This window comes from Enterococcus sp. AMC1252 (assembly GCF_058216515.1).
In genome coordinates, this window is record NZ_CM177097.1 from 766,031 (window position 1) to 791,033 (window position 25,003).

At 34.7% G+C, this 25,003-nt stretch carries 20 protein-coding genes; 14 read left to right on the forward strand and 6 right to left on the reverse strand.

Features of this window, described 5'->3' with window-relative positions:
* Positions 1-193: 193 nt before the first annotated feature.
* Positions 194-1,576, reverse strand: a complete 1,383-nt coding sequence (locus AC4BB5_RS03510) for a PH domain-containing protein (RefSeq protein WP_490458023.1) — start codon at positions 1,574-1,576, stop codon at positions 194-196.
* Between the two features lie 17 nt (positions 1,577-1,593).
* Entirely contained in the window at positions 1,594-1,965 is a 372-nt protein-coding gene (locus tag AC4BB5_RS03515) for a GntR family transcriptional regulator (RefSeq protein WP_490458024.1), read from the reverse strand.
* Between the two features lie 145 nt (positions 1,966-2,110).
* On the opposite strand from AC4BB5_RS03515, the gene AC4BB5_RS03520 reads away from it, so the two are divergent.
* From AC4BB5_RS03520 to AC4BB5_RS03530, 3 genes are all read left to right on the forward strand, one after another.
* Positions 2,111-3,439 (forward strand): C1 family peptidase, encoded by a 1,329-nt coding sequence (locus AC4BB5_RS03520; RefSeq protein ID WP_490458025.1) that lies wholly within the window; start codon positions 2,111-2,113, stop codon positions 3,437-3,439.
* A gap of 1,255 nt (positions 3,440-4,694) precedes the next feature.
* Positions 4,695-5,030 (forward strand): DMT family transporter, encoded by a 336-nt coding sequence (locus AC4BB5_RS03525; protein WP_490458026.1) that lies wholly within the window; start codon positions 4,695-4,697, stop codon positions 5,028-5,030.
* Positions 5,027-5,341 carry a DMT family transporter gene (locus AC4BB5_RS03530; RefSeq protein WP_490458027.1) on the forward strand — a complete coding sequence of 105 codons (315 nt, stop codon included), beginning with the start codon at positions 5,027-5,029 and terminating at the stop codon, positions 5,339-5,341. The genes AC4BB5_RS03525 and AC4BB5_RS03530 overlap by 4 nt, the downstream gene beginning before the upstream one ends.
* Positions 5,342-5,490: 149 nt before the next feature.
* Here the strand turns inward: AC4BB5_RS03530 and AC4BB5_RS03535 are convergent, their stop codons facing one another.
* Positions 5,491-6,060, reverse strand: a complete 570-nt coding sequence (locus AC4BB5_RS03535) for a recombinase family protein (protein WP_490458028.1) — start codon at positions 6,058-6,060, stop codon at positions 5,491-5,493.
* 483 nt (positions 6,061-6,543) lie between these two features.
* Between AC4BB5_RS03535 and AC4BB5_RS03540 the strand changes: the two genes are divergently transcribed.
* From AC4BB5_RS03540 to AC4BB5_RS03565, 6 genes are all read left to right on the forward strand, one after another.
* Positions 6,544-7,296: a signal peptidase I gene (locus tag AC4BB5_RS03540; RefSeq protein WP_490458029.1), complete on the forward strand. Its 753-nt coding sequence runs from the start codon at positions 6,544-6,546 to the stop codon at positions 7,294-7,296.
* Between the two features lie 92 nt (positions 7,297-7,388).
* The gene (locus tag AC4BB5_RS03545) at positions 7,389-8,438 is read left to right on the forward strand and encodes a BsaA family SipW-dependent biofilm matrix protein (RefSeq protein WP_490458030.1); all 1,050 of its coding nucleotides are present in this window, start codon (positions 7,389-7,391) and stop codon (positions 8,436-8,438) included.
* A gap of 35 nt (positions 8,439-8,473) precedes the next feature.
* The gene (locus tag AC4BB5_RS03550) at positions 8,474-9,238 is read left to right on the forward strand and encodes a hypothetical protein (RefSeq protein ID WP_490458031.1); all 765 of its coding nucleotides are present in this window, start codon (positions 8,474-8,476) and stop codon (positions 9,236-9,238) included.
* Positions 9,239-9,295: 57 nt separating this feature from the next.
* Positions 9,296-10,168 (forward strand): BsaA family SipW-dependent biofilm matrix protein, encoded by an 873-nt coding sequence (locus AC4BB5_RS03555; RefSeq protein WP_490458032.1) that lies wholly within the window; start codon positions 9,296-9,298, stop codon positions 10,166-10,168.
* A 16-nt stretch (positions 10,169-10,184) separates the two neighbouring features.
* Positions 10,185-10,844 (forward strand): hypothetical protein, encoded by a 660-nt coding sequence (locus AC4BB5_RS03560; RefSeq protein WP_490458033.1) that lies wholly within the window; start codon positions 10,185-10,187, stop codon positions 10,842-10,844.
* Between the two features lie 35 nt (positions 10,845-10,879).
* The gene (locus AC4BB5_RS03565) at positions 10,880-13,135 is read left to right on the forward strand and encodes a vWA domain-containing protein (RefSeq protein WP_490458034.1); all 2,256 of its coding nucleotides are present in this window, start codon (positions 10,880-10,882) and stop codon (positions 13,133-13,135) included.
* 29 nt (positions 13,136-13,164) lie between these two features.
* On the opposite strand, the gene AC4BB5_RS03570 is transcribed toward AC4BB5_RS03565, so the two are convergent.
* Complete coding sequence (locus tag AC4BB5_RS03570; RefSeq protein ID WP_490458035.1) at positions 13,165-14,037, reverse strand: helix-turn-helix domain-containing protein; 873 nt, start codon at positions 14,035-14,037, stop codon at positions 13,165-13,167.
* A 255-nt stretch (positions 14,038-14,292) separates the two neighbouring features.
* Here AC4BB5_RS03570 and AC4BB5_RS03575 point away from each other — a divergent pair, with 255 nt between their 5' ends.
* The 5 genes from AC4BB5_RS03575 to AC4BB5_RS03595 all read left to right on the forward strand — a co-directional run bounded on the left by AC4BB5_RS03575 (position 14,293) and on the right by AC4BB5_RS03595 (position 23,117).
* Positions 14,293-16,761, forward strand: a complete 2,469-nt coding sequence (locus AC4BB5_RS03575; RefSeq protein ID WP_490458036.1) for a SpaA isopeptide-forming pilin-related protein — start codon at positions 14,293-14,295, stop codon at positions 16,759-16,761.
* Between the two features lie 126 nt (positions 16,762-16,887).
* Positions 16,888-17,070 carry a serine-rich class II lanthipeptide gene (locus tag AC4BB5_RS03580; RefSeq protein WP_490458037.1) on the forward strand — a complete coding sequence of 61 codons (183 nt, stop codon included), beginning with the start codon at positions 16,888-16,890 and terminating at the stop codon, positions 17,068-17,070.
* A gap of 109 nt (positions 17,071-17,179) precedes the next feature.
* Positions 17,180-20,293, forward strand: a complete 3,114-nt coding sequence (gene lanM, locus AC4BB5_RS03585) for a type 2 lanthipeptide synthetase LanM (protein WP_490458038.1) — start codon at positions 17,180-17,182, stop codon at positions 20,291-20,293.
* 12 nt (positions 20,294-20,305) lie between these two features.
* Positions 20,306-22,447, forward strand: coding sequence for a peptidase domain-containing ABC transporter (locus tag AC4BB5_RS03590; protein ID WP_490458039.1), 2,142 nt, complete (start codon positions 20,306-20,308; stop codon positions 22,445-22,447).
* 46 nt (positions 22,448-22,493) lie between these two features.
* Entirely contained in the window at positions 22,494-23,117 is a 624-nt protein-coding gene (locus AC4BB5_RS03595) for a recombinase family protein (protein WP_490458040.1), read from the forward strand.
* 93 nt (positions 23,118-23,210) lie between these two features.
* On the opposite strand, the gene AC4BB5_RS03600 is transcribed toward AC4BB5_RS03595, so the two are convergent.
* Positions 23,211-24,260, reverse strand: coding sequence for a glycosyl hydrolase family 18 protein (locus tag AC4BB5_RS03600; protein ID WP_490458041.1), 1,050 nt, complete (start codon positions 24,258-24,260; stop codon positions 23,211-23,213).
* 31 nt (positions 24,261-24,291) lie between these two features.
* A complete protein-coding gene (locus AC4BB5_RS03605; protein ID WP_490458042.1) occupies positions 24,292-24,876 on the reverse strand; it encodes a lytic polysaccharide monooxygenase in 585 nt (194 codons plus the stop codon).
* Positions 24,877-25,003 lie beyond the last annotated feature (127 nt).

Genomic DNA, 25,003 nt, shown 5'->3' on the forward strand with positions numbered 1-25,003 from the left:
TGAGCTCGTTCAGCGCTGACAGAAAAATAGGAAAATATGATTGAGGTGCAATATGCCTCAATCGGATTTTATCTTTTTTCCGAAGTGCTAGCTCACAACGCTAGATAAAAATAAAAGCAGAATGAGCTCACCAAGCTGGATAAAAATAAAGAAATAGGTTAGGAAAAGTCTGATGTCTTTTCCTAACCTATTTTTATTTTCCTCGAATATCTTGAATACTCTGATAGTATTTTTTAGTTAATTTACTATCTTTATTTGTATAATAGTATAATTTATCTTTAGTCTGTATTTCTAAAATCGGTTTTTTATTCGTTAAAACAAGCAAATAAGCAGGCTCACCATTAACCTGGAATTCTCCAGTTAAATAATTTTCTGTTGCTGTTCCATAAACACGGAGCTTATTTTTAGGAAGGCTATCAACCAGCTCTACTGATTCAATCTCATCCCAATCAATCTGTCTACGGTGGCTTAATGGTGCAGATATGGAGATGCCATTATGAGTCGTAGTTAATTCAAATGGATTATTTGAAAAATCACTGATTAACATCGGAATACTTGCTGCAACTAAAGCAATCAAAACCAAACTACCAGTGATTCCTAAAGTCAGTTTTCCAGCGGGGCGACCTAAATTGACAGAGATATTCATCCCAACACGATCAGGCACCATGATTCTTTTATCATTTGGATTTATATAAATTCCATACTTCCAATATTGATCTTCATCACTGTAACGATATTCTTTAGCTTGTGCAATCAATTGATCTTGTTTTTTTCTAGATGAGAACAAATAATAAAAAGTGAAAATCACAAATACAAGGATAAGCACAGTATAACCAATCAAAAATCCGATCACTTGCTCATAAGGAATCGTTACTGAACTTGTTGACAGAAAAGGCAAAGGGCTCAAAACGAATGAAGAAACAGCCATTAAAACAGACCAATGATGACGCATTTGATCATTGACCTTTTGATTGATCGTTTCATCGCTTGTGACGGACTTAACTGGAAAACGCGCGATAAAATAATAAAAAAGTAAAAACATTACTGCTATAAGCAGAGAAATAAGGCAAATAATCCAACTACCGTTAGCCAATCCAAGTGTTGTAAATGAATAAGTACAACCCAAAAGAGTAATCAAAATACTAGGTAAAAACCACCAAATAGAAATCAATTTACGATTTTTATTGGCCACTAATTTTGTATCGACTAAAATTGGACTTGTTGGTAAAATCCAATTGTTTTGAACTTTTACTGTTGTCATTTTACGAATATGAATAATCTCTAAGTAAAAAGAAGTCCCGATGAATCCAATCAACATCACTAGAAAATAAAGTAGAACTAAAGAATCATAAGGGATCATAATGATTGGGAGGGCGACGATAGAGAAAATGCATGCACAGTACAATAACTTTTTTTTGTATGCTCTACTGACAGCTAGGACTTGTTCATCTTGAAGCTTATCTTTAGGCAAAGTTGTTTCTAAAATAATGTTTTTATGCGGATTGGCTGGGATTCTACTTGCGAAAGCCATTAAAAAGTTGATCCCTACAAGTACGAAATATAGGAAAAAATTCATTTTCAACACACCTTTTACTATTTAAATTTTTGATAAATCTGTTTGATTTCTTCTTGTATCATGGTTTCTGAAATTTGATGAATGGAAGCCTCAGCTAATAAGAGTTCTAGCTCTCTTAAAAAACGTTCTTGAAATGGAGGAGCGAATGATTGTTTTTTAGCAACCATGGTTCCGTTTCGGCGATCCGTCAAAATATAACCATCGTTTTTCAGTAAAGTATAAGCTTTTGAGACAGTCATCATATTTACACCAATTTCATCAGCCATTTGTCGAACGGAAGGAAGTATTTCACCAGATTGCAGTTTATTTGTAGCGATTCCAATAATGAGTTGATTACAAATCTGTTGATAAATAGGCGTTTGACTTTGAGCATCTATTTCCAATAACATATTTTCACCTCTTTTTATCCCTTTGTATTACACATTATAATACAAGTGATGCAAAAAAACAATTTTATCTTATTAAAAGCTTGAGAGATTGAAAATTCAGGCATATAATGAAAAAGGAATACTATGAGTGAAAGGATGAGTCAATATGTCAGCAATCGAACCAACAGTAACACAAAAATTTCATGATACCTTTATGGAAAATAATAAACAAAATGCTTTACAACGCGGAGTTATTAAAAATGGAATCACTGCGTCAGCGCAAAATCAGAGTGCTGAAGTAAATAATGTCCCAGTGTTTTCAGTTGATATAGCTACTGGAAAAGTAGCCAATCAAAAACAAAGTGGACGCTGCTGGATGTTTGCAGCCTTGAATACATTTAGACACAAAATGATCAATAGTTTTAATTTAAAAGATTTTGAGCTTTCTCAAAACTATACATTTTTCTGGGATAAATATGAAAAATCAAACTATTTCTATGAAAACATCATCGCAACGGCCGATCAAGAGTTAGATAGTCGCAAAGTAGCTTTCTTATTAGCGACCCCACAACAAGATGGTGGCCAGTGGGATATGATCGTTTCTCTTTTCCAAAAATATGGTGTTGTGCCAAAAACTGCTATGCCAGAAAGTAGCAACAGCTCAAATTCTCGTGACTTAAACAATTATCTCAATAAGAAACTAAGAAAAGATGCAACAGTTTTACGTGGGTTGATTGCTGGAGGAAAAACGTCTGTAGAGGTTCAAGCAGTTAAAGAAGTGATGTTAGGGGAAGTCTATAACTTTTTAGCCATCTCGCTAGGAACTCCTCCTGAAACATTTGACTTTGAATACCGTGATGAAGAAAAAAATTATCATCTAGATCAAGAATTAACGCCGCAATCATTTTATGAAAAATATGTTGGTGTGAACCTTGATGACTATGTAAGTGTAATCAATGCACCAACCGCAGACAAACCATACAATCAAACCTATACGGTAGAGATGTTAGGGAATGTCGTAGGCGGCAAAGAAGTAAAGTATATCAATGTGGATATGACGACCTTTAAAAAATTAGCAGTAGCGCAATTAGAACAAGGAGAATCAGTTTGGTTTGGTTGTGATGTGGGGCAATCTTCTACAAGAGACAGCGGGATTATGTCTTTAGATGCATATGATATGAATGATTTATTCGATATTGATTTCACGATGACGAAAGCGGAACGTTTAGATTTCGGCGAAAGTTTAATGACTCATGCGATGGTTTTAACAGGAGTAGATATGGTCGATGGTACTTCTACCAAGTGGAAAGTGGAAAATAGTTGGGGTGAGAAAGTCGGAGATAAAGGATTTTTTGTTATGAGTGATAAGTGGATGGATGAATACACTTATCAGATTGTTGTTCGTAAAGAATTCTTGTCACAGGAATTACAAGAGGTATGGAAACAAGAACCAACTATTTTAGCGCCTTGGGATCCAATGGGTGCTTTGGCATAGGTGAAAAAATCTGTGGATGTGTCCTTTTAAATGTATATTGATCCCGTCTTTTATGAGGTGGGATCTTTTTATTACGGCAAGTATACGGATATTTTCAAAAAGATTTTAGTGTGTTATAATTTGTATAGACAAAAGAAAGACGTTGACATTACTACCGCCTAAAGTAAGTAATATCAACGTTGACCGATTCACTAGGAATCTTTTTTTGATAAGCTAAGTGTATCATATGTTGATTAGATTTACAAAATCATGAGACAAAAATTTTCAGAATAATCTGATTGAGTTGCACTTTTTACAAGATAAAATTATTATCAAAAAAAGGTTAAAATAGATATTAGTAAAAATGATTGAATTGTTAGACATTATAGTTGTCTAAAACGGTTAAAAAAATGGTTTTAGGCAGTTTTTTTAGTGGGATTATTAAATTATTAAGTTTTTTTTAATAAACAAGACGAGAATAGGTTATTGCCAAATTGTTTTTTGTGGAGTAAAATGAAGTACAGTTTCAATAAATTAATAAACTAAATCAAATAACTTTAGATAAGCAGCGCCGGCTGTTTATCAATAAAAGTGTGGATTAACAATTCTTAGGCCATTGATAGAATTGTTGATTGGCACTTTTTTTATTTGTTACTTTGAAACATGTTAGTAAATGCTAGGAAGTGATGAATTAATGTTGGAAAGTCCAAGTTGAATTGAATCAGAATGTTATTAAAAAAGTGTTATCTAGCGTCAAGAGCTAACCTTTCGGAAAAAAGATAAAATCTGTTTGTGGCAAAGAAAGCCACAATCATATTTTCCTATTTTTCTGTCAAGGTTGAATGAGCTCTTTCAGCTTTTAATGTTGTCTAGCGTCAAGAGCTAACCTTTAGGAAAAAAGATAAAATCTGTTTGTGGCAAAGAAAGCCACAATCATATTTTCCTATTTTTCTGTCAAGGTTGAATGAGCTCTTTCAGCTTTTAATGTTATCTAGCGTCAAGAGCTAACCTTTCAGAAAAAAGATAAAATCTGCTTGCGGCAAAGAAAGCCACAACCATATTTTCCTATTTTTCTGTCAAGGTTGAATGAGCTCTTTCAGCTTTTAATGTTATCTAGCGTCAAGAGCTAACCTTTCGGAAAAAAGATAAAATCTGTTTGTGGCAAAGAAAGCCACAACCATATTTTCCTATTTTTCTGTCAAGGTTGAATGAGCTCTTTCAGCTTTTAATATTGTCTAGCGTCAAGAGCTAGCTTTTAAATTTAGGAGGTTTTTACATGAGCAAGGATTGGATAAAATTAATGATTGGTGCTTTTTTTGAAGTATTATGGGTTATTGGCATGAAGCATAGTACTACATGGTGGGAAATTTTGTTGACTGTTGTATTTATTATCATCAGCTTTTATGCGTTGATAAAAGCAGGCGAGACTTTGCCGGTAGGAACAGCATATGCAGTATTTGTAGGATTAGGTACGGCAGGGACTGTAATCACAGGTATACTCTTTTTTGGAGAAGAATTTAAGATATCCAAAATTCTATTGATCATAGTACTACTAGTTGGTGTTATGGGCTTGAAATTTGTGACTGGTGAGAAAGGGGCAAACGAAAAATGAGTTGGTTATTCTTAATTGTTGCAGGAATTTTTGAAATGTTAGGCGTAGGATCAATCAATCGTTTTAACCAAAATAAAGATAAAAAGTCTTTATTTTTATTAGTTCTCACCTTTGGTAGTAGTTTCGCTTTTCTTTATTTAGCTATGAAAAGTTTACCAATGGGTGTGTCATATGCTATTTGGACAGGGATTGGAGCTGCAGGAGGAGCTATCTTAGGTATGATTTTTTATGGCGAATCCAAAGACTGGCGCAGAATCATTTTTATAGGAATCATTTTAGCATCGGTGATTGGGTTGAAACTTATCGGTTGATGTAATAAGGACTGAAGCAGAGATGAATAATCTATACTTCAGTCCTTATCTTTTAGTATGTACCACTTAGTTAAAGAATAAGCTACGTTAAGTGTATGGAAATAATTAAGTGTTCTTAGTTTTTTATGTGTAAATACTGTGTGAGATTTTTAGTTCACGTTTCTGAGTGTGTTTTGTTTTCTGATATGATTATAGATTGTTGGGACGGATACATTACATTTTTTTGCAATTTCAGGAACGGATAGATCCGTATTAGCATAAAGCTTTAAGGCTTTGCTCACCTCTTTTGTACGTGGTGGTCGCCCTAACTGCTTGCCATTTTCTCTAGCAGCTTCAAGACCTGCGATCACTCTTTCACGAATCAATTCAGCCTCCATTTCGGCAAACGCACCCATAACTGTAAAAAAGAAGCGACCCATTGCGGTCGTTGTATCTATGTTATTTTGGATGCTGACGAAATGAATATTTCTTCGTTCAAACTCCTCGAGCAAGTTCAACAGCTGTTTTGTTCCTCTAGATAAGCGATCGAGCTTAAAAATAACGAGAGTATCACCTGATTTTAGAGAGGATAACACTTTATTCAATTCACTTCTGGATGATTTTCTGCCGCTTTCACGCTCTTTGTAAATAAAATCTACCCCATATCGTTCAAGAGCTTTTTGTTGAGAATCAAATTTTTGTTGGTGCGTGCTGACACGCATATAACCGATAACTGCCATTAATAAACACCTCTAATACTTTTAATAGTTGAATTGTTCTTAGTGAAAAGAACTGTGTTTTGTCTTTAAATTATTGATAACTGAGTGGAACGTCTTGTATCATCTGAATCACCCCCTTTTAAGAATGATAATACAAAGAGTAAAAAATATTATTAGAATGCTATTGACATTGTGTTTTCTCTATAATAAACTAATGATTTTTATAGAGCTGAAACACCTGTATTTTTTTGTAGAGAAAATCGCTTGGAAATACGCTATGAATGGATTTATCCGTTCAAGCGTATTTTTTTTTTGCGTTTTAGTTGATTTTCTCAATATCATTAGTTTTTTGGACACTTTAAAAGACGTCTTTTTTTTAGATGAGTAGTCTTTTTTCTTGAATCAAATTTCAAAAAAATGCTGAAACACTAGTTGTTTTCTTGGTTCTTATAAATGGAAGGATATTGTTTATGGTAAGTTCAAGGCAAAGTGAGGGTTCAAAAAATGGTGGAAGAACGAAGCAAGAAGCAACAGCCAAATAAAAGAAAAAGGAGCAGAAAATCAACATCAAAATATGAAGTAAACGAAAAAAAAATAGCAAATCGTTCAAGACCAACAGCTAAGGCGGCCAATAATAAATCCAATTCTAAAAATAGGAAAAAAAAGCAACGCCCAATGTCTAAAAAAAAGCAGCCTGCTAAATACCATAAGAGGAAAAATCCTTTATATACATCAGTATTCAATGTGATATTTTATGGTTTCATTCTATTTATGATTGTTGGATCGATTATGTTTGCAACGACTAAAAATACAGATAAGAGTATTTTAGGTTATCGTTTTTTTGGTGTGTTAACTGATTCAATGGTACCGAGAGATCCTAAAGCTCAAAAGGGCGGTTTTCATTCTGGGGACGTCATTATTGTAAAAAACATTGCTGGTAATGCGGCTGAAGTGGGGGATATTATCACGTTTCGACCAAGTATTACAAGTCAAGCATTTTTGACCCATAGAGTCAAAGAAAAGCTAGACCACTTAGGTGAAACAAAAGGTACCTATTATATCACACAAGGGGATGCTAACTTAGCAGAAGATGTTCCCGTTAATGAAAAACAAGTAGTTGGGAAAAAAATTATAGTCGTTCCTAAAGTGGGAGTCTTTCTAAATTTTGTACGTGAAAACCTAATTATTTCGATTGTTTTTTTGATTTCAGTTTTTGGATTTATCACGATTATCCGATATTACATCTTAAATAAATAAAGGTATTTGCTTTTTAATAAGGGGAAAATAATAAATTTCATCACCATCGTTAAAAAGTTAATAATAAAAAGAATTTGGGAGGAACTTGAGAAATGAATAAAAACAGAAAGAAAAAAGTCCTTGCATTAGCAAGCGGTTTTGCACTTGCTGCGCTTGCTGCGGCAACGTTTGCTTGGTTTGCCAGCGAAGATCAAAAAACCAACCACTTTGAAGGGCAAATTGCAACTGGAAAAGACATTGAAGTGGTGGAAACATTTGAACCACCAACCGAATGGGATCCAGGTTCAGAAGTAAATAAAGATGTGGCGATTGCCAATATCGGTAAATACAAAACTTTAATCCGTGTTTCTTTAGCCGAATCACTGCAACTTTTGAATGACCACCAAGCAAAGCCAACTACGGGTGCTGAACTTGAAGGAAAAACAAGTAAGAATGTTTATTTATTACCAGGAACAGATGCTCCGGCAGGCTTCACAGACTCTACTTTTGACACTACTGGTGCACCAAAAATAACTGTAGCAGCAGGTGATTTTGCTGGAACGTATACCTTGAAAGTCAAAGAAAAAGCTGAAACAGTTGGCACAAAAACAACTTATACCTATCGTTATGCTTTTGAAAAAGGCGGCGTATTGTATTATGCCAGCGGTATTGATGGGTTTGTTCGTAATGCAACAAATCAAATCAAAGTAAAATCAGGTACGCCAACGCTTAACTATGTCTCACTAGAATACAGAGCAGCTGACGAAAAAGAATGGACGACAGCACCAGTTTATGCACCAACGTTTACACCAGATGGAACGTTGATTTGGAATACACCCGCAGCAACTGGGTTAGGAAATATTCAAATTTCATTCAATAATATTACGACAGATCCCAAAGTTGCTGACAAATGGTATTTCAATGCAGCTGATGGCTACTTTTATTACACAAGTGTTCTAAACCCAGGGATGAATACAACACAATTGATGGATGCAGTTAAATTATTGGGATCAGCAGGTAATGAATATAGTAAATTAATCTATGATCTAACTGTAAACGGTCAAGGAATTGCAGCTTATAAAGATGCTGTTGATGATTGGTTGCCAGCCGGCGTCAATGATTCTTTAGCAGCGGCTTTGAAAGCATTAGTCCCTGCTAAATAATTAGAAATAGCTATCTATTTTGAGGAGGAAGAAGGATGAAAAGAAGAGACAGGGGGAAAATGTGGTTGCTGGCAGGATTATTCTTATTGATCAGTCTAGCACTTGCCTTAAAACCTGTTGAAGTACATTCTGAATCGGATCTTCCTCCTGGAATAGTAGCTGGTGATGATCAAGGGATTAAAATAAAAAATGATGGACAATACCTTGTTGATATTAGAGATGTAGCGCCAGGGAAAAAATGGTCTACAAAAATCACCATCATCAATATTGAAAAAGATATTCCCTATCATTTAACAATGAATGTAAGTAAACCAACGGTCATCGAGGGTTCATTAGACCTATCTCAAGCAATCCAAATGACCTTGCTCTATGAGGGGGAAGAAGTATACAAAGGTCCTTTATCTGGTATAAATAAAACGCTAAATCTTCAAGACAAATCAATCCCTTTAAACCTAGGTATATTCAAAGGCGGCGATACCAGAATGTTGGAAGCCCATTTTGAATTAGATGGAAAAATGTATACCAATAGAGATTTTTTTAAAAAGAATGTGGTAGAAAATATCTGGCATTTTAAAGCAGTAAAAACAACTTTACCGGATACATTTGATCCAGATGAACCAGGAAAACCATTTTTAGAACGGTTAATAAATAGGATGAAATTTCCGAGTACAGGTGAAGAATGGCGCAACGCATTACTTTTTTCATGTATAGGGTTGTTTTTGATATTGGTTTCTTTATTGATTATCAAACATAAAAAACAGGAAAAAAAACCAATGAGACGCAAACGAAAGCAGCAGTAAACAGAAAAATACATGTTGTGTTTCTTAGAACGATCAAATGATGGGAGGCGGTACAGCATGAAAAAGGATAAAAAAAAATCCTTAAAAAGAAACAAACGAAGAAAACAGAAAACGGCACAAATAAACATCAAACTGATCATTGCGAGTTGTACCTTTCTCTTTTCTGGTTTGATGGTTCTAGGAAGTACATATGCTTGGTTTGTCTCAGAAGACAGCGAGGTTAATCACTTTGTTGGTTCAAGGTTGTCAGCTGAAATCATAGAAGAATTTGAACCAGAATTTGAGTGGCAGCCAGCGGTAACAACAAAAAAAGTCATACAAGTCAAAAATACAGGAAACATCCCCGCGTTTGTCCGAGTTAGTTTATATGAGTATTTATTGACATTCAAAATAGATACCACAGATCAAACCGGTAATGGTAATTTAGCCGTTTCTCCACATGAGGTGTTACCAATAGTTGACAAAAAACACACAGAATCATGGCAGCCAGCAGTCAATGCAGGTGGAACCTACTTACATGAAGGAAAGAACTTGATTACAGAAAAAGCGATCGTTCCGAACATACTTACTGGAACGGAGATGTATAAGTTTAAAGACAGTAATAGAAAAAAAACAGAATTACGTTGGTTTGAATTACTCTTTCCAGAAAATGTCTACAATTCAAAACCGCTAACAGGGACGAGAGATTACTGGCTATATAAAAATGGTTATTTTTATTATTCTGAACTGCTCCAACCTGGCGAAATAAGTAAGCCAGTCATGAAAAATGTTCAATTAAGTGCAGGGGCACCCAACAAATTCAAGAGTGCTCTGTATCAATTAAACCCAGTGATGGATGCGCATGATGGAACAAAAGTACTTTTAAGTACTTGGAATATTGGGAGTTCTGGAGAGCTATACGATTTGTATCATGATCGGTTAAGTGACTAAAGGGGGTGGATAGTGGGTGAAAAAAAAGCAGGGTTCCAAAAAATATTTAAGTATTAAACAACTTTGTTTATTTACTAGTTTTTTAGTAGCGCTTGTTAGTCTTTCATTTGGATTGTATCAAACGTATGCAGCATTAACTGATTGGGATCAAAAACAGAATGAATTTGGAGTAGGCAATTTTCAAACATCCATAGTAGAAGAGTTCGATCCGCCAACATCATTTGAACCAGAAAAAGACTATTCGAAAAAAGTAGCTATAAAAAATACTGGAGAACAAGAAAGTTTTATACGAGTACTGGCACTGCCGATTATTACAAAGAAGCAGCCAAATGATTCAATTACACTACTACCAGCAACAGCTGAAGAACCAGATCCTGTTTTAAGCATTGATTACAATTTAACGGATTGGATCGATGGCAAAGATGGTTATTTTTATTATAAGCAAAAACTTAAAAAAAATGAGAGTACAACTAATTTATTTACTAAAGTAAAAATGAATCAGGCACATATCACAGATCAATATAAAGGTGCGATATTGTCCTTTGAAATCAAAGCAGAAGGAATCAGCGCAACTAAATTTGCATACAGAGATGCTTGGTGGAATGGAAAAACACCGACTATTCAGCCTCTTTTACAAATAGATGATCTGTTAAAAATACAGACAGTCAATGAGTAGTTTACACCTATTTTGGATTGGAAGGAGATGCCGTTTTGAAGAAAAAAATGCAATTAAAATTTTTAAGATGGATCATGCTTGTTTTGTGCTTGTTTGGGTCTGTTTATATTGTACAAACTTCGTTATTGTACACGAACGCCCCTGTTAAAGCTGCAAAAAAAACAGTATTGAAACCTGGACAATTGAGTCTAAATAAAACGGCAGAACCGGTGATAGGTATGGTCAATCAGTGGGACATAACACTGCGAATTGAAGGGCGAAATCAATTTCCACCACCGCCAACAGATATTGTTTTAATTGTGGATACATCTTGGAGTATGAATGAAAATAATCGAATGGCCAAATCAAAAGTGGCTGCTGAAAAGTTTGTAGAGTTAGTTTTACGAAAAGATTATGTGAATAGAATTGCCCTGGTTACATACAACACAGTAGTAACGAATTATACCTTTAATGAAGGTGGTTGGAGCAATCAGTTTGTAGATTCAAAACATAAACAATTATTGATCGACAAAATAAGAGGGTTAGAGCCAGTACGAAATGGGGGAACCTTTACGCAAGCCAGTATTAAATCTGCAACAGAAGTGATGGCTCAAGCGAATGGAGAAAAAAGGAAAATCGTCTTAATTTCCGATGGGGTACCAACATATAGCTATCCACCAACTGCCCCTTACAATCAGCTAGTAGCTATGAAGAAATTTGATTATTTAAACAATGGGTATGACTATTACGAAAGTGTTAAGACTATTCCAAAAGAAAATTTTAATTATAGTTATATCAATAAGGATGGCGGGAATTATTATGGAAACGGTGCTAAATACCGTATCGGTGCTTTTTATCCTGAATATGAACAAATGCCGTCAAACTCGAAAAATCGATTAATGGCTAATCATGCGCACAGTGCAATAGCAGAAGCCACGATTACAAAAAATGAGAAACTACCAAATGGTGAACACTTGGTGGATGATTTTTATACAATCGGTGTGGATATGGATTCTACCTCACAAGATGATGAAGTAGTAACTGGAAATCAAACGATGAAAGAAATTGCTTCTTCTGAAGATAAAAGTTTTTCAGCAACGGCCGATAACTTGGAGGATATTCTTAGCGGAATCGCAGGGGAAATCGTTGGAGCCATTAAATCAGGCTTTGTCGTTGATCCAATGGGTCTAGGTTTTGAAATGGATGGAAGTGTCACTGCTACTCAAGGGACTACTGAAATTAAAAATGTGCTGGGAAGACCTACGATTAATTGGAATGTTGGCGCTCTAAAAAAACCAGTTTCTAATGATCCGGATGAAGATGTTATGTTTGCTGAAATTAAGTATCGGGTAAATGCTGAAAATGAAATATTAAAGCCAAATATTATCGATACTAATGGATTAGCAGCAACAAACGGGAAGACAACGATTGTTTATAAAGATTACAACGATACGATGAAACACACCGAATTTGTTGTACCAAAAGTCAAACCAATTATCGTCAGCTTACAAAAAAAATTACACAATGAACATGGAGAAGAAATAGATGATAGGACTGAATTATTTGATTTTAACTATGGCAAAGATCAATATACTGTAAATGATCACTTTTCACTTCATTCAAACAATATTAAAAAAGTAGTTCATCCGTGGAAAGCTGATCAAGATTACTTTGTGGAAGAACGTTTAAAAGCAGACCAAAAATATGAAACACTAATTGATATTAACGGTCTAACAACAGCAAGCACTAAAGCTCATTTTAAATTCGTAGCAGATTCTAATACGTATGCACATCAACAAATAGTTGTTACAAACAAAAAAATATCAGAAAAGAAAACTGTTCTTTTGAATATTAGGCAAAGTGTGCTCACCCCAAATTCAGAGTTGGTTATTCCTTCAAAGGGATTCTACCAAGCGGTTGTTGATAACACACACCAAAAATTGAATTTAATTTCTGAAAGCACCACAAAGGATACTTCAACAGAAGTCTCAGCAGAGCTTTTTACTAAATATGAAATAGTATTAGCAAAACAGCAAAAAGAACTAAAAGTTACCGATTTAATACCAGAATATTATAAATTCTTTGGTTTTATTGCAACGACAACAAATAAAAACTTAAACCAAACGCATTTATCGAGTAACACAACAGCTTTGATAAAGTCCAATGAAGCCGTGTTGGATTATCAAATAGATCATGAGTATTGGGTAACGATGTTCATCACGTCTGATTTGGGGAAAGAGAATAGTGGGGAATCCATTACTTCACCTAGACCTTATAGTTGGGATTACAAAATAAATAACTTTGGTTATTAGTTGTAAATAAATAAAAAAACAAATAAATATTAATAAATTACGTTGTTTTTCAGGAAATTTTTGTATTCTTTTACGGTTGTTTGATAATTTAAACTTTTTAAAATAGCAAGATAATGAGTGATTTGAGAATTCACTGGCTGTTTTTTTATGGCTACTTGAGCAATCTCATAATTTAAATTGGCAATAATCATTTCAAATAGACGATAGTCAGTTTGAGCATTTTCTATTGCCAATGCAGAAAAAAATAAAGTTTTTTCATAATGTTGGTAATTTAAGCATAAAGAGGAAAGGTTTAAATAGATTCTCAATTTGATTTCTTGGTATTGTTCCATACTACTAAGCGTATCAATCTTTTTTCCAACCAAAGTTCCTAAAGCGATAGCCTCTGACAAGTCAAAACAGTACAAGGAATTATTTAACAACTTTAACTCATAAAGATACCATTTATCGATACCAATCAAATATTGTTTGATTGGTTGCATTAACTTTTTCGAAGTATTAAGGTCATCAGGTACAATTTTTCCGTTATTTGCATAAGTCATTGCTTGTGTGATCAAGTTTAAATGGAAGTACTTTTTATTGTTGGTCGTTGTATAAATTTGATGAGATTTTTTGATTATAGAATCCAATACTTGTTGATCTTTTTTAAAAACAGCTTGGCTTAATTGATGATATAAATGATTGATTGTTGGATACGTCTCAGGATCGAGTAACTCAAGAAACTCTTCAACAGAAATACAAAGTTTTTCTAGTATTTTTAAAAATTTATCAAAAGAAGGCATGCTGACATTTGTTTCAATTAAATAATAGGTTTGTCTAGTCATGATCCCATCATAGATATCTTTTTGACTGAGCCCTTTTCCTTGCCGAATTTGCTTTATTAAAGTTCCATAATCTTTCAAAAATAGTTCTCCTCTCTAGTGGTATAAAATAATTTACCTAGTGAAAAATTTTGTAATACTTATGTTATTATAGCAAAAACATTAAATAACTAGTAGATAATGAAAAGAATTTTAAATTAATTCGAATTGTTTTTGGATTTATTTGGAAAAGAGAGGAGTTGAGCCGTATGGTCAAATTATTTATTTGGTTTATTACGTACTAAACGTAGCATTTAGAAATTTCAAAAATTAAATTTGTTGGGGGAGTTTTATTGTATGAAACAGAAAATTAGCTATTTATTTTATTCACTCGTTTTAATTTTAATCACTATCAGCGTATTAGGTGGAAAGCAAGCTGAAGCAGCTACTCAAATCAGTGGTTCTTGGTCAACGACGTCAGTGACGACTAATCAACCAGAAAATTCACTATCAAATGATTACTTATCATCAACGCAGAGGAGTTTCTTTACACCACAAAAAGTAACACCTAGATTTTTCGCTCCAGTATTACGTGGGGGCGTTCAGGTAGTCAAATATGATGATCACACGAAAGCGAAATTATCTGGTGCACAATTTACTATATATAATAGTTTTAACCGTGCAGTTCAAGTGATTCAAACAAACTATAACGGTATTGCTGAAACAAGAACATTGCCTCTTGGTTCTTATTCAATTCGTGAAACGAAAGCACCAACGGGCTATCAATTAGAAACAAGCCCAACTTACTTTACACTTTTCTTACCAGGGCAGCTTGTTTGTTTAAAGAAATGTAATATACCACTGCCAAGTCAAAAAGGTAGTCTTAAAGTCATTAAAACTAATGAAAGTAACCAAGCTCTATCCGGAGCAGTGTTTGATGTTTATAATTCAAATAATCAATTTATGGGCAGGATTACAACAAATGCCAGTGGAATAGCAACATTGGGAAATCTTCCATATGGAACCTACAAGTTGATCGAAGTTAAAGCACCAGATGGTTATCAACTAGATACAACACCGAGATACGTTACTGTTTCTTCCACAGGAGTAGCGACGATTAGCGTAATGAATAAAAAACTAATTACGACTGGTGAACTAGAAATAATCAAAAAAGATGAAAATGGTAAAGTTTTAGCGGGAGCCGAATTTATAGTGTTAGGGGGCAATAACACCCTTGTTGGACAAGTTACAACAAACGCTAATGGAATCGCTGTTGTGAAGGATTTACCATATGGCAGATATACAGTAGTTGAATATATAGCACCAGAGGGCTATGAATTAGATGCGACACCAAAATATGTCACACTATCTAAAACAGATCCAAATGGCAAAGCAACGATTACTGTAATAAACAAGAAAAAAATCACAACTGGAGCCCTTGAAGTCATCAAAAAAGATGAGACAGGAAAAGCATTAGCAGGAGCTGAATTTGAGGTTCGCGATGCAAATAATAAGGTTGTCGGTACTATTAAAACGGATGCTAACGGAGTTGGGACGCTGAAAAATCTACCATTTGGTAAGTATCAGCTTATTGAAACGAAAGCACCAGCAGGTTATGAATTAGATGCAACACCAAAATCAATCACAGTGTCCAAAGATGATCCAAATGGTGTGATCAGTGTGACTGTTGAGAATAAAAAAGAAAAAACAACAGGAAATCTCGAAGTAGTGAAAAAAGATGAAACAGGAACTGTTTTAGCAGGAGCTGAATTTGATGTATATAATGCAACGGATCAGCTAGTTGGCAAAATCACAACAAGTGCAAATGGAATCGGTCAATTAAGTGATTTACCATACGGCATATATAAAGTGATCGAAACAAAAGCACCAGAAGGTTATGAATTAGATACAACACCAAAATTTATTACATTATCTAAAGCAGATCCAGATGGTAAAGCCTCCATTGATGTAATCAATAAAAAAATAGAAGTACCTACGACAGGTGCTTTAAAAATCATCAAATATGTTAAAGAGTCTGATCCAACAGTTTATTTAAAAGATGCAGTGTTTGAAATTTATGATAATAACAATCAACTCTTAGGAACGTATACGACAGACGCTAAGGGAGAAATTCTTTTAGATGAGTTAGAACCAGGAAAATACTATGTAATCGAAATTGAAGCACCTCCTGGTTATGAACAAGATTCAACATTTTATGAAGTAACCGTTGAATCAGGAAAAATAGCTGAAGTTAGGCATGCGAATATCAAAAAAGAAAACTTAGGTGGTTTGAAAATCACAAAATATGCAAAAGATGATGACGGCTATGAAACAGACACTGTTTTATCAAATGCTGAGTTTGAAGTAATTGATTCAGCTGGAAATAGTCATAGTGGAGTCACAGATATACAAGGTGAATTGTTCTTTCCAGATTTACCAGCAGGAGAAGTGACGATCACGGAAACAAAAGCCCCAGATGGTTATGATCTTGATGCTCCAGTGCAAACTAAAAATATTGTTGCAGAAGAAATTGCAGAATCAGTTTTTTACAATAAACCTAAACAAGAACAAGGACGTGCTCTAGTCTACCTTTCAAGTAATGATACAAAACAGGTGCTAAAAGGGTTGGAATATAATATCACTTGTACGCAAGGTACGGCATTTGAAACAACGGTAGTTTCTAATACCTTTGGCCAAATCAGTATTTACTTGGCACCAGGAGAGTATGAAATTGAGCCTATGGTAAGAGGGTATTCAACGGGAGCTACACCGACCAAATTTAAAATCGAACCCAACAAATTCACTATTATCAGGCTAACTATTTAAGCTGAGGTAGGGAAGAAAAAATGTTTTAAGATAGATTGCTTTAATAGTAATTTATTTTAAATAAATGATAATAAAAGTGCACATTTATTATCTCAAAATATTAATCATTTAGGAGGAAAACACACTATGAACAAACAAGCTGAGAAAAAAGTTGGAAAATCTTTTGAAGAATTAACACCGGAAGAAATGAATAAAGTTCAAGGGAGCTTCTTTGGATGGAGTTGGTCTTCATCATCATCATCATCAAGTAGCTGTTACTCTACAAGATGTAGCTATAGCTGCTGCTCTTCAAGATGTTGCGGATGGTAATTTAAAATAATCAAGTTGCTAGACGAGTTCCTCTTGATAGGAAACTTGTCTAGCACTTGTTTTTAACCTAAGAAATTTTACATAAATAAAAGAACAAAAGGAGTTTGACATGAGTCTAAAAAACCTTGCTAAAAGCACATCTATTCGCCAACGATACGAAATTCTACAAGAATATTATAAAAACAATAATATGATTTTTCCTAAAGGGCAAATTGAAAATTATAAAAAGTGGCGTAAGCGCCCTACTACTGTGACAGATGAACGATTTAAAGAAATCTTAGAGTCATTAGCGTTGACGGAGGAGGACTTTGGTTTAGCAATAAAAGAATTAACTACAGATGAAAAAGAATATATTTTTACAGCTGTTTCTAAGGAACAATGGATGCAAACCACAAAAATGATATTCTCACAAGAAGACTATTTATCCGAAGATGTTTTTGATGAAGAAAAAGCCAATTTTACGTACGCGTTACGTTTGCATATTGATTATTTTGAAAAAGAACTACAACAAATAGTAGCGGATTTTCCAACATTACAGATTCAACCAACGGCTATGGAAAATTTTGTTGGCGAAGTGATCAATCGTTTTATGGACATAGGATTACGTACATTTGTATATGATTTACATGTAGAAAAAGAGAAGCTGTCTTTTTCAGAGTCATTAAATGAAAAGGAAGGATTCAAACAATACTTGATCGCTCGTTTTAATACACGTGAAAAATTGCTTGATTTTTTTAATCATTATCCAGTATTAACTAGGCTTTACGCTGAGACAATCGATTTTCAACTTGTCAACTTTCGAGAGTTATTGCAAGCACTAGCTGAAAGTGAAACAGAGCTGAACCAAGTTTTTCAAGTAGAAAAACCAATGTCATTAAGCGGCTTAAAAATGGGAGCAGGAGATTCTCATGACCAAGGGAAATCAGTAGCGATCCTAACATTCAGTAACGAAATCAATGTTGTTTTTAAACCAAAGAACTTAATGATTGGTGAGCGTTTTGATCAATTTGTTCAGAAAATCAATGAAATGGAGACCGCATTTAATTTTTATTTAACCACAAAAATAGTGAAAGAAAAATATACTTTTGAAGAATGTTTAGTGTATTCTGAATGTTTATCACAAGATGAGCTTACTCATTATTATCGTCAATTTGGACAAACTGTAGCATTAGTTTATTTATTGAATGGAAACGATTTCCATTTGGAAAATGTACTTGCTTTCGGGAAATACCCAGTTCTGATCGATCTTGAAACAATCATTCAAAATCATTTTCCAATGCCGGATAGTGAAAATGCAATCGTGAAAGTCATGCAAGAAAATGGTGAATCCGTAGTAATGAGCGGCTTAGTTCCAATTTATTTATTTGAAGAGCGGGCGGAAGCGGATGTTGAAGGAACGTCAAAGGGAATTCAATTGAGTGCGCTTAGTGGTGGAGAACAAAAATTACCTTATAAAGTCTTGAAACTCATTAATTTTGATTCAGTCAATATGCAGTTTATGTATCAAGAACATATCACAGACGCAGCTGAAAATATTCCTTTGTTCAAAGGTGAAAAAGTTGATTTTGTACCTTATATCGAAACGATCATTGAGGGATTTAAAGAATTTTCAGCATTTGCGATGAACAATAGAGAAACATTGGCGCATTTAGCAGAAAAGACGTTTTCAGATTACTTAGTCCGCAATGTGATTAAAACAACGCAAAGCTATGGAGACTTATTGGATTATTCAACTCATCCTAGTTGTATGGTCGATTATATCGAGCGTGAGAAACTATTCGAAAATTTGTGGATGCATGGCTATTCAAATTCAAAGCCAGTTCCTTATGAAGTGCGCGATATGCTACAACACGATGTGCCGATTTTCTTTAATCCGACAAATACAAAAAATTTAATAGCTAGTCAAGGTGAAATCATCAAAAATATGTACCCAGAAAAAGCGATTGATCTTGAAATCTTGCGACTAAAGGAATATTCCAAAACGGAAGAAGAGCAACAGCTAGATTATCTAAAAACATCATTTGGCTTGTATCATTCTACAGATTTACAGGAAAAAATAGTTCCGCTCAAAGAACAAGTTCCTCAAGTCAACTTTCTAGATGGAGCAGTAGCTATTGGTGAAACAGTTCTTGAAGCTGCATTTTTAGGTGTAGAATCAATTGCGTGGAAAGATATTGAAGAAACATCACCAGACAATTATGTGGTCAATGTTATGAATGAAAATTTTTATGACGGAATTAGCGGAATGTACTTGTACTTTAGCGAGTTATATCATATTACGAAAGATAAAAAATTTCAGCAGCCATACGAATTAGCAGAAGCATTAGTCTTGAAACTTGAAGAAGATTATGTGGACAGTGTTTCAGCTTTTTATGGTTCCTTTGCTGCAGTTTATCCATTACTTTATACCTATAAATATAATAATGATTCTAAGTTGATTAACGCAGCGGAGTCAATTGCAATGCGGTATATGGAAAGATATCAGAAAGAAACCATTGAAAGCTATGATTGGAATGGCGGTACGGCATCGATCGTTAAAGTATTTGTTCATTTATATCAATTAACAAACAAAGAGAGTTATTTTGCATTTGCTAAGAAGTTGCTTTTAGATACTGATCTTGCAAAAATCACTCAAGGAGGGTTTGCTCACGGCTATTCAGGGCTGATCCATGCCGCCAACAGTCTTTTGAAAGTTGAAAAAGATTCCGAGGTCACACTATTGATCAAAGAATGTTTAGTAAATGAAAGAACAACTTTTGACCCTGCTCAAAAAGGATGGTTAGATTTGCGTCCAATTCCTCCAATGGTCAATGATTTGTGGTGTTATGGTTCTACTGGAATTGGTTTAGCTTATTTAGATTTATTAAGTAACGGATTTGAAGATTCACGATTACCTGAAGAAGTTCAAATTGCAGCGGAGCGTTTAATCAAACAAGAAAAAAGAGATGATTGTTTATGTCATGGTAATTTTGGTGATTTAGAGTTCTTGATCGAATATGGAAAAACGACTTGGGCGACTAAACAACAAAAAGAAGCTATTGAAGGAAAAAGAAAGAAAGCATATCAGAAAATGCTTGAAGAAAACTATACATTTGAAGGGCTGCCGACAATTCCCAAATATGGTTTATTTACAGGTTTAGCCGGGATCGGCCATCAACTGTTACGGCTCCATAATGCAAATCAAGCAGCCGACATACTAACTTTGAAACTACCGATGGAATAAGGAGGAATCATATTGACGAAAAAAGTGCCATTTACTGAACAAAGTGAACATAGTGAATGTGGGCTAGCTTGTACGACAATGGTCTTGAACTACTATGATGATAATGTGACGCTAAGCCACCTCCGTGATGTGTACGGTGTTCCCAAAGGTGGAAATACACTGACAAATTTAAATCAAATTTTATTAGATCGAGGAATTGAAACGAAAGCGATTCGAGTACTGGATCTAGAAATTTTGGAAGAACAAGTAACACCAACAATTTGTTTTTGGGAAGAACGGCATTATATTGTATTAGAGAAATTAACAGCTAAAGAAGCAACGATTCTTGATCCCGCAAGTGGTCGAAAAAAAATAAAAAGATCTGAGTTTGAAACAAGTTTCTCTAATATCGCCTTGATTTTAATTGATGTTGACGTTACGATCACGCAACGAAAGAACAAAAAAAATGCTACTTGGCTGATCTTAAAAGGAATATTAACTGACCAAAAAGCAAAAGTTGCCATGTTTATCGCCCTAACTCTTTTGATCCAAATGGTGACAATTGCTATTCCTAGACTAACACAAATGATCATTGATAACTCTAATGTCGCTGTTACAAACATTTTTCAAATCAGTTCAACGATCGTTATTCTTTTTATCGCTTATTATTTGCTACAAGTGGCAAGAGGGTTAGTTTTGATTGTACTAGAAAATTTATTCGATTTAACCTTAATGAAAGCATTTATGAAAAAAATCATTCATTTACCATTACGATTTTTTGTCAATCGTTCAACGGGAGATTTGATTTTTCGGGCGAATCTCAGCGTGATCATCCAGCAAATTATGAGTCAACGAATGCTGACAATCTCAGTGGACTTTCTATTTGTGTTCATTTATTTAATTTTAATGGTCAATTTATCACTAAAATTAACCCTGATTGCTATCTTTGGTGCGTTTATGATGGGGGCAATTTCAGTTGTTAATTCTAAACGAGTACAAAGTATTACAAATAAAGAACTGATTGCTCAATCAAAAGTTCAGCGGATTTTGGTAGAATTATTTGAAGGAATGGAGACCGTTAAATCATCAGGATCTGAAAATCAGTTCTATTCAAAATGGCGAAATGAATTCAAAAATCAAATTATGTTACGAGCAGAGAAAAATCGCTTTTCAACATGGGTCAGAACAATTCAAACATCGATTCAATTTATTTTGCCGATCGTACTGATTTATGTAGGACTGTTTCAAGTGACGAAGGGTCAAGTAACATTAGGAGAGCTTATCAGTTTTAACGCTTTATCTGGAGCTTTTATTGCGCCAATTGTCACTGTCTTTGATTCCTATACAGAGTTTTTACTTTTGCGTTCGTACTTTGGTAAATTAAATGAGATTTTAGAAGCAAAAGATAATCCTCGTTTAGCGATTGAAGGAGAGAACATAGCAGCAATTGATTCGGTGAACGTCGAAGATGTTTCGTTTAAGTATAGCTACTTTGAAGAAGAGATTTTACATTCTGTTTCCTTTCAAATAGAGCATGGAGACAAAGTCGCAATTGTTGGGAAAAGTGGTTCAGGTAAAAGTACATTATTGAAGTTATTAGCAGGATTATACGATACAACTTCAGGTCAGATAAGATTCAACGATATTGATTTAAAGCAGATTGATGATGTTTCGTTAAAAAAATGTATTAGTATAGTGAATCAAAAGCCAACGATATTTAACGCTTCTTTATACGATAATATTGTATTGAATCAAGCTGAGGCAACAGATGAACGGGTAGAACAAGCGATTTTTGATTCAAGAGTGGATGAAATCATCATGAATTTGCCTTTAGGTCTAGAAACACAAATTTCAGAAGGTGGAATGAACTTATCGGGTGGTCAGATGCAACGGATTTCTATTGCTCGGGCATTGGTAAAAGAAACAAGCTTGCTGTTAATGGACGAACCTACCAGTTCCTTAGATAATATTTCAGAAAACTTTATAATGAATCGCTTAAAGACCTACGATTTCACATGCATCATCGTAGCTCACAGATTAAATACAATCAAACATTTTGACCGCATCTTAGTCATGGATCAAGGAAGAATAGTTGAAGAAGGCACACACCAAGAATTATTAGCTTTAGAAGGTTACTACCACTCGATTTATTTTGATCCAACAAACGTCGTATAGCAAATAGATTACTGGTTGGGGTTAAGGAGAATAGGGGGAGAATAAAATGGCAGTCATTGGCTATATGCGTGTCAGCACACACTATCAAAAATTTGATTCTCAACAGCAAGCATTGAAGGAATACGGTGTCGACAAAATATTCAAAGAATATGAAAGTGGACGCAAAAGTTTTCGAAATGAATTGAATAAAGCATTGACTATTTTGAAACCAGGAGACACTTTTGTAATTTTTAAATTGGATCGCTTAGCTAGAGGAACGAAGCAATTGCTTGGGTTATTAGAAGAATTTGATCGAAGAAATATTCATTTTGTTAGTATTGAAAATAATATTGATACTTCTACACCAATGGGGCGTTTCTTTTTTACAATCATGGGGGCATTTGCTGAAATGGAGGCAGAGTTGATTCGGGAACGTGTTCTGGCTGGATTGAGTGCAGCTAAGAAAAAAGGGGTTGTTTTAGGTCGGCCACCACTTGTCAACCAAGTTAATAAAGCACTTGATCTTTATCACAACACAGATATTTCGACAGAAGAAATTTCAAAACGCTGTGGTATTTCTACATCAACGATTTATCATCATTTAAGAAAAGATGGGATTTATCGAACGAAAAAAACAACTGACTTATCCAAAAGTGACAAAGTTTTAGTCAGTAGTGGAGGAAAAAAATAAAAAAAGAAGAGCCTAAATTGTACCGACCCCAAAAAGTTAGACTTTTTGGGGGCACTACAAATCTCACAGGATTGGGCTCTTCTTTTTTATTTTTTATTGTAAAATACGAGAATATCTTGTAGCAAACTCATTATTGTACTGTACACCATTTACGTTAGTACCAACATCCCAGTTAGCAGACCAAGTCATTAATCCTTTGATGGAATTACCATCTTTTGCTAATTGGTCAAGGGCTTTGTAAACGGCCGTTGGATCGATTACATAGCCACTACCAGCGCCATCTACATTTGCTGGTAGTCCAAGTACAAGTTTATCATTTGGAATTTTTAAGAATGTTCGTGTGCCGTGAATCATAGAGTCAGACATGTAGTACAGGAATTCATATTTTAAAGCATCGTTACTCTGTGGTATCCATTTGTTGATCTCATCCACCCAAACACCATCGCCACCTTGATTATATAACTGTGGTGCAATGTATTCATAATAACCATCTAAGGAAGTAATGTATTTTTCATAAGCACCACCTGGTTTTAGATAAGGAAATTCAGGTGCCATCGTGATGATGAAATTTTTTCCTTGGGCTCTGTAGTGTTCTTTGACTTTTTTCAAAGCTGTTGGGATAACGGTTTGATTATCGCCAGCCGTAATGGCTGATTGCTCTAAATCGATATCCAATCCATCAAAACCATAGGTCTCCACTTGTCGAATAATTTCATCAGCAAAAGCCTGTTCATCGCCAGTTTTTAATTGAATATGAGCATCAGCCCCACCCAAAGCAAGTAAGACAGCACGCCCTTGACTGTTAAGTAATGCTACATCTTGACGAAAAGCTGCATCCGTTTTGTTGTATGGTGCAAAAGTTGGGATTCGGCTAATACCATCACTCTTCATAAAGGATACTGGGACTACATTGTAGGCTTTATTCACTTCTGCTAATGAAATATTTGCAGAAGTACCTTGTTTATAGCCATCTCTACCTTTCGAAGCCCAATTATGCCAATAGCCAACAAGGACTTTTTTATTTGCTACACTGACCATTTCACTGGCTGAATCTGCAGCTTCAGCAGGAGTTGCTGTGAAAAAAATAGTTGCAGCAATACCTGAAACTACTAAAAAAGTAGGGATCAATTGTTTGATTTTCATATGATTGGCTCCTTATTGTTTGCTTTATTTATTATTTTACGTTGACATCGATTGCTTGGTAAAAAGCATTTGTAGTATCGTAAACGTTCCAAACAGCATAAATCACATGATATCCTTTGCGGTCACTAGGTACTGTAATGGTATGATTGACAGAGGCTGCTGGAATCGTTGCTTTGTCATCAATACGGCCAATTAAATCGAAATTTTTGATGTCCAAAGGTTGATTGGGATTCCATCCTTGTTTGGTCATATAGTAATCCCACGTAGAAGTTCTATGACGGGCTGTCAAAGTCCAATTGATTGCAAGTGGACCAGTTGCAATATCTGTTTTATGCCAAAGATCAGCAGTCTGAATATCTAAGGGTTCAAATCCGCTAACGCCTGCACTGGCTAATTTTCCTGGAGTAAAAGTATTTTTAGTTGCTTCGATACTTTGAGGTTCCCACTCAGCACGACCAACGTTTTTATTTATTTTTCCACCTTGACTACTACCAAAGTAGGCACGACTTCCTGGGGACGAAACATACCCATGGGCATGAGTAACAGTAGCTGAAACAGATAAACCTCCAGCTAATAAAGTAAGTGTAAGGACTGCTTTGAGCATTGTTCTTTTCATTGTAATTCCTCCTAAAAGTATTTTGTAGCGCTTACAATAGTAAATGTAACACGGCATTTTATATTATTCCAATGATATGCAACTATTTTTAAAATAATAAAAAATAGGAAACGTTTGTGAAAAAGGT